At 69.9% G+C, this 5481-nt stretch carries 3 protein-coding genes; all 3 read right to left on the bottom strand.

Going from position 1 to position 5481, the window contains the following annotated elements; translation table 11 throughout:
* Positions 1-62: 62 nt before the first annotated feature.
* A complete protein-coding gene (gene speB, locus ACWGI8_RS38360) occupies positions 63-1052 on the bottom strand; it encodes an agmatinase (protein WP_453668065.1) in 990 nt (329 codons plus the stop codon).
* Positions 1053-1176: 124 nt separating this feature from the next.
* Positions 1177-2760, bottom strand: coding sequence for an acyl-CoA carboxylase subunit beta (locus ACWGI8_RS38355; RefSeq protein ID WP_453668064.1), 1584 nt, complete (start codon positions 2758-2760; stop codon positions 1177-1179).
* A gap of 154 nt (positions 2761-2914) precedes the next feature.
* Positions 2915-5266 (bottom strand): polysaccharide lyase 8 family protein, encoded by a 2352-nt coding sequence (locus ACWGI8_RS38350; protein WP_453668063.1) that lies wholly within the window; start codon positions 5264-5266, stop codon positions 2915-2917.
* Positions 5267-5481 lie beyond the last annotated feature (215 nt).

Here is a 5481-nt window from a genome sequence, read left to right as displayed (position 1 = left end):
GCCCCGGCGGGGCCCGGTGCCGGGGTACCCCGGCACCGGCACGGACCGCGCCGCCACGGCGGCTACTGCGCGGCGCTCCAGCGGACCGGGGCAATCTGCTTGGACATGATGGTGATCAGCTCGTAGGCCGCGTGGGAGGCGGCGACCGAGGTGATCTGGGCGTGGTCGTAGGCCGGAGCGACCTCCACGATGTCGGCGGAGACCAAGTGGCAGTCGGCGAGTCCGCGCAGGATCTCCAGCAGCTCGCGGGAAGTGAGGCCGCCGGCCTCGGGGGTACCGGTGCCAGGGGCGTGCGCCGGGTCCAGGACGTCGATGTCGATGGAAATGTAGAGGGGACGGTCGCCGACGCGCTCACGCAACTGCTGGGCCACCTCGTCCACACCACGCCGCATCACATCGGCCGAGGTGACGATGCCGAAGCCCAGCTTCTCGTCCTCGTCGAGGTCGTTCTTGCCGTAGATGGGACCGCGGGTGCCGACGTGGGAGAGGGCGGAGGTGTCGAGGATGCCCTCCTCCACGGCGCGGCGGAAGGGCATGCCGTGGGTGTACTGCTGCCCGAAGTACTCGTCCCAGGTGTCCAGATGGGCGTCGAAGTGCAGGACGGCGACGGGACCGTGCTTCCTCGCCACGGCACGCAGCATCGGCAGGGCGATGGTGTGATCGCCACCGAGGGTCATCAGACGGGCGCCGCTGGAGAGCAGATCGTCGGCGGCGGCCTCGATCGTCTCCACAGCCTCGTTCAGGTCGAAGGGGTTGGCGCTGATGTCGCCTGCGTCCGCGACCTGGCTGTAGTGGTACGGATAGACGTCCTGCGCAGGGTTGTAGGGGCGCAGGGTGCGGGACGCTTCGCGGATGGCGTTGCCGCCGAAGCGGGCGCCCGGCCGGTAGGTGACACCGCTGTCGAAAGGTACACCGACGACAGCGATGTCCGTCTTCTCCACCTGATCGAGCCGCGGGACGCGGCCGAACGTCGCGGGGCCCGCGAAGTGCAGCGTCCGGTCGGTCTCCGTCGGCGGCAGTGGCGGGGTCACTCCGTCGGGGGGTGTGATCATGGTGCGATCAGTGCCTTTCTATGGCTACGGTTGCCCGGCGTCCGGGCCGGACCACGGGGCGTTCAAGGGCGCCGGCCCGACTCGGACCGGTCGGATACGTGGGGGTGCGAGCGGACCTGGTCAGTCACTGCGGGGGGTTGCCGTGCTTGCGCGACGGCAGGTCGGCGTGCTTGGTGCGGAGCATGGCGAGGGAGCGGATGAGTACCTCGCGTGTCTCGGCCGGGTCGATGACGTCGTCGACCAGTCCGCGCTCCGCGGCGTAGTAGGGATGCATGAGCTCGGCCTTGTACTCCTTGACCATGCGGGCGCGCATGACCTCGGGGTCCTCGGCATCGGCGATCTGGCGGCGGAAGATGACGTTCGCCGCACCCTCCGCGCCCATCACCGCGATCTCGTTCGTCGGCCAGGCGTAGGTGAGGTCGGCACCGATGGACTGGGAGTCCATGACGATGTAGGCGCCGCCGTAGGCCTTGCGCAGGATCAGCGAGATCCGCGGCACGGTCGCGTTGCAGTACGCGTACAGCAGCTTCGCGCCGTGGCGGATGATGCCGCCGTGCTCCTGGTCGACGCCCGGAAGGAAGCCGGGCACGTCCAGCAGCGTGATGATCGGGATGTTGAAAGCGTCGCACATCTGAACGAAACGTGCGGACTTCTCGCTCGCCTCGATGTCGAGGACGCCGGCCAGCGACTGCGGCTGGTTGGCGACGATGCCGACCACCTGGCCGTCGAGACGGGCCAGCGCACAGATGATGTTGCGGGCCCAGCGCTCGTGGATCTCGAGACAGTCGCCGTCGTCGACGATCTCCTCGATCACCTTGTGCATGTCGTAGGGGCGGTTGCCGTCCGCCGGGACCAGGTCGAGCAGCACGTCGGAGCGACGGTCCGCCGGGTCCTCGCTGGGCGCCTGGGGCGGGTTCTCGCGGTTGTTGGAGGGGAGCATCGACAGGAGGTAACGGACCTCCGCGATGCAGGTCTCCTCGTCGTCGTAGGCGAAGTGCGCCACACCGCTCGTCTCGGCGTGCACGTCCGCGCCGCCGAGGCCGTTCTGGGTGATCTCCTCACCGGTCACCGCCTTGACGACATCCGGTCCCGTGATGAACATCTGCGAGGTCTCGCGGACCATGAACACGAAGTCCGTCAGCGCCGGGGAGTAGGCAGCGCCGCCGGCACACGGGCCGAGCATCACACTGATCTGCGGGATGACACCGGAAGCCTTGGTGTTGCGCTGGAAGATGCCGCCGTAGCCCGCGAGGGCGGAGACACCCTCCTGGATACGGGCGCCCGCGCCGTCGTTGAGCGACACCAGCGGCGCCCCGGCGGCGATGGCCATGTCCATGATCTTGTGGATCTTGGTGGCGTGCGCCTCACCGAGCGCACCACCGAAGATCCGGAAGTCGTGCGCGTAGACGAAGACGGTACGGCCCTCGACCGTGCCCCAACCCGTGATCACACCATCGGTGTACGGCTTCTTCGACTCCAGACCGAACCCCGAGGCCCGGTGCCGCCGCAACTGCTCGACCTCCCGGAACGACCCCGCGTCCAGCAACAGCTCGATCCGCTCACGCGCGGTCAGCTTGCCCTTGGCATGCTGCGCCTCGGTCGCACGGTCGCTGGGCCCGCGCCGCGCCTGCTCACGAAGGGCATGCAGCTCGGCCACTCGCCCTCGTGCGTCTGTCGGCTCGCCTGCGGTCTCGTCCAAAACGGTCATGTACGAACCCTACGGAGCCGACTATAAAAAACCTGCCGTTGACTCCGTACAGTCTCGCGCCGGTTCTGCTGTCAGCCCCGGACAGAACCTTTCCGTAGTGCAGGCGAAGTACCAGTTGGAGACCGCACCGAATTGTCGGTATCCAACAAGGACGTCAACCGGTGGTCACCTCACAGCCATGTGCGGCCCCGGACGTGCCCGGAGTGACCCGAAGCCGCAGCGTACGGCCGGTGGCGAGCACCTCGACGGACGGATCATGACGGACGACCCGGCGGACCGGCCGGCGCCAGGTCAGCTCCAGGGGCTGCCCGGAACGCATGGGTTCAGCGATGCGGATCACAGTGGTCCGGTTGCGCCGCCGCACCAGCACGCTCGCCGGAGCGGTGACGGTGAGCACACCCACCGTACCGGCCTGCCAGAAGTTCGCGGCGGTGAGGCCAAGGGTGCGGACGGCGACGGACTGGCACACGGCGGAATTGTCGAGGACCTCCAGCCACCGGAGGTCGGCGGCACGGGCCGCGATGGTCCGTCGGGAGGCCCCGGGCATCAGGACATACACATAGGAAGAGTTCACCGGATCGGTCCCGTGGTCGAGCCACAGGGTCTGGTAGTGACGGGTCCGCCGTTCGGTGGTGCTGGTGGTGTTGATGTCCCTCCAGGCCCCGGTGCGGGCCTCGCGCAGGGTACGCAGCGAGGCGGTCCCGCCGGGGAAGATCCAGCCACCGTGGCCTTCCAGGTGGGCCCAGCGGGACCGGCGGCCGACGGTGAAGGCGGCCGTCGCGGCCGCCGTGCCCGGTCCGAGGTTGCGGTTGTCGACGATCGTCTCGACGGGTACGCCGTCGGTACCGGTGATGCCGGCCCCGAGACAGATGACCGCGTCGTCGGCGCAGAACCACGACTTGCGCGCTTCCAGCGTCGAGCCGAGCCCCTTGAGATGCTGGCCGACGGCGGCGTACTCGCCGTCGGTCGCCCCGCCGACCCACTTCACGGCGGGCTTCGGCTCGCCCCACTCGCCGCCCTCCTTGTCGGCGAGCCGCTTTGTCGACACGGTTGTCCCCGGCAGCCGGTACCAGTCGACGGTCGGCCAGAACCAGTCGGTGTACTGGTCGCCGTGGTCCCTGCCGGGCCACCAGTAGAGCATTCCGGCGCCGGTGTGCCAGCCGCGCGGGTTCTCGCCGTTGCCGCACTCGTAGGACGAGATCCGCTCCGACGCCATCGAGATGTTCGCGGCCCAGTCGGGGCGCCGGTGCACGGCCCGGTCCATGGAGGCGAACAGCTTGTGCGCGACGGGCTCGGGCGCGGCCGGTACGGGCGCCTCCGCGACCGCGTGCAACCGGGCCAGATCGGCCACGCCGAACTGCTTGGCGGTGAGGACGGGCGTGACGGTGTCCCGCTCGATCCAGCCCTTGATCAGGGACTGCCAGCGGGTCCGCTCGGCGTCCGAGGCGCCGCCCGCGAGCAGCGCGATCGCCGCCATCAGGCCCTGGCCGTGGAAATGGTCGCTGCGCATGACCTTGCGGGCGTCGCCGACGAGAAAGCCGCGGCTGATGGCCCGGCCGTTGACGCTGTCCATCATCAGCCCGTTGTAGATCAGCGGGGCGTAGGCGTTCTCGACGCTGTCGAGGATGATCTGCCGGTTCGGGTCGGTGACGTCCCAGGCGGAGTCCGCGAGCAGGGCGAAGAGCCGGCCGAGCCCGTCGAGCATGACCTGTCCGTACGTACCCGAGTACGCGACCCAGGTGTGCTGGACGAACGACCCGTCGGCGTAGAGGCCGTCGCCCTTGGTGACGTACGGGAAGACGGGCGAGAGCGCGTCGCGGGCGAGCTCGATCTTGGCGGGTGCGGTGCCGAGGATGCCGCGCAGGACGACGGACCGGCACAGGTCGACGCGGTTGGCGCCGGTGCTCGTCCCCGTGTACGAGCCCAGCATCGAGTCGGGGATGAAGTGGTCGACGGCGGCGCACGCCGCCTGGCGCCGGTCGTCGGTGAGCTTGTCGTGGAGGGCGGCGACGATGTCCATGAGGAGGCGGGGGCTGCCGATCTGCCACTCCCACCAGTTGCCGTAGCGGGTGGTGGAGGGGTTGTAGATCCGCGCGGAGAGGTGGTCGAGCCCCCGGACGACGTCGGCGAGCAGCGTCTCGTCCCCGGTGAGGCCGGTGCCCGGCTGGCGGTAGGCCTGCGTCATGGTCCACAGCCGGCTGTAGCTGCTGGTGATGCCGGACGGCGGGTCGAAGCGGAGGCCGGGCCAGAGGGAGTCGTCGGCGGGGGCCATGGACGCGCGGAAGGTGCGGGCGAGTTGGCCGGTCTCGGCGAGCCGGGTGGCGTAGGGCTCGGTGGCCGGGTCGAAGCCGGCGCCGAGCTGGATCTCCAGCCAGCGCCGGCGCAGCGCGGCGTACTCGTCGTCGGCGGGGGCGGCCGTGGCGCGGGGTGACGCCGTCAGGGCCAGAACGCTCGCGCCCGAGGCGAGGAGAAAGCCACGGCGGGACCAGGCAGGCAGCAGCGACACGGAAGCCTCCCGAAGGGGAAGTGGTGCAGACCGGCTGGGAGTTGGTGTAGCACGACGGCCCGCCACCGACAACGGTCCAGGGCGCGCCGTTGAAGCCCGTACGGCGTACGGCCCGCACCCACCAAGCCCGTTGGGGGTGCCCCCAGGCGAAGCTCCGGGGGAGGTCGAGGACGGACACACCGGGTGCCAGGACGCGGATCGACACGCCCGCGCAC

It is taken from the genome of Streptomyces sp. NPDC054841, from assembly GCF_053611045.1.
This window is presented reverse-complemented; position numbering and strand designations above follow the sequence as displayed.